This is a genomic window from Gilliamella sp. Pra-s60 (assembly GCF_009795755.1).
Classification (GTDB): domain Bacteria; phylum Pseudomonadota; class Gammaproteobacteria; order Enterobacterales; family Orbaceae; genus Gilliamella.
The window spans coordinates 1-1,394 of sequence record NZ_WTFA01000038.1; the positions used below are offsets into that span (position 1 = coordinate 1).

Below are 1,394 nucleotides of genomic sequence, written 5' to 3' on the forward strand. Positions count from 1 at the left end.
TTTGATGGAGGGGTAACAAAATTAACGAATACAGACCGTTTATTGTCAATAAAGTTGCAGGATGGCACGGTATACACAAGGTCAATCAACCCATCGACACCAACTAATCCAATCAGGTTGCCGAATGCGGGGGCTAGCTTCAATGATATAGAGATGATAGTACCAGCATCACGGAGTTCAATCACGATGAATGATTTGGTGAGTCAGGGATATTGGCGAGATGATGATGGGGACGGACAGGGAGTAGGTGGAGTAACGGCATCGGGGAGTATATTGGTGGCGTTTAGGGATAAAAACGGTAATACGGTTAATCGCAGCGATGCATTAAGTATATGCGGTGCACCTTATAAGGTAACTTTAACAAGTACAGGTGGCACATTAAGTACGCAGTATGGGGTCCCAAGGAGTAGTAGTTTTAGTGGCGCAACGGTGGATTATTATATCAACCCATATGATAATGCAGGTATTTGTTCGGTCAGGCCGAATTTGTACATGGGCGGCACTGGTGTTAATAATGTTGGTAGATACAACGACGCCCCCTACTTTGCAGGTCCATCTAACATATGGAATCCTAGTAAGGGCTTCTTAACTCAATCAACAAGTCCATCATCTTACGACAGGAACTTTCCAACAACGGGAGCAGATGGTTTGTATTTTGATTTGGATGTAGGGGGGTTAGATGTAGCTCAGTTAACTTGGTCTTCGGTCACTCACAGTGGAATAACAGCTACAGTATCGGTGGTAGCAGCTAATAATGATTGGATTCCTAGTGTTGATAGAGGGAAACGGGTAGCACGGGTAACGTTGCATGGTCCTAAGGCAAGTAGTAGTCAAATGAGCTCAAGTAATCCAGGTCGAATTACCGTGCCATCTTTGCCACAGACTTTCGAGTTGGTCGGTAGGGATAGTAATGGTAATGAGGTTCGTTATGGATTTGTGTTAAAGCAGTGGTTCGTCCATCGTGGTGGTGAAAGGTATACCCCTTCAGCTCAAACAGCATGGTGTAATAGTTTGGGTTATCGGATGCCTAGGGTAAGGGATTTAACCAATGCGAAGTGTGGTGTAGATAGTTCTTTCCCATGTAGAAATGGCATAGATGGCGCAGCCCCTAGCTCATCTGATAATCATTACCAGCGTCACATAGGAGCAGGATTTTTCACGGAGTGGGGCTACATGGTCGGCTACCTTTATCTGGGCTTCTACGACCGCGGCTACTGGACGAGTGACGCGGCGGGTAGCGAACTGTTCAGAGTCCTCTCGAGCACCGGCTACGTCAGCAGCTACACAGCCAACTACAGCTATGGCGTTGTTTGCACCACACCTTAGCTTTTAGCGTTTAGTTCTTAATCCTTAGGGCGCGGGGGGCGATTATGGTGCCTGAGGGGATAATATAA

General features: G+C 46.5%; 1 protein-coding gene. It reads left to right on the forward strand.

Features of this window, described 5'->3' with window-relative positions:
• Positions 1–1,326, forward strand: a 1,326-nt coding sequence (locus GQ596_RS10910; RefSeq protein WP_160401749.1) for a hypothetical protein, incomplete at its 5' end; no start/stop codon positions are given.
• Between the last annotated feature and the right edge of the window lie 68 nt (positions 1,327–1,394).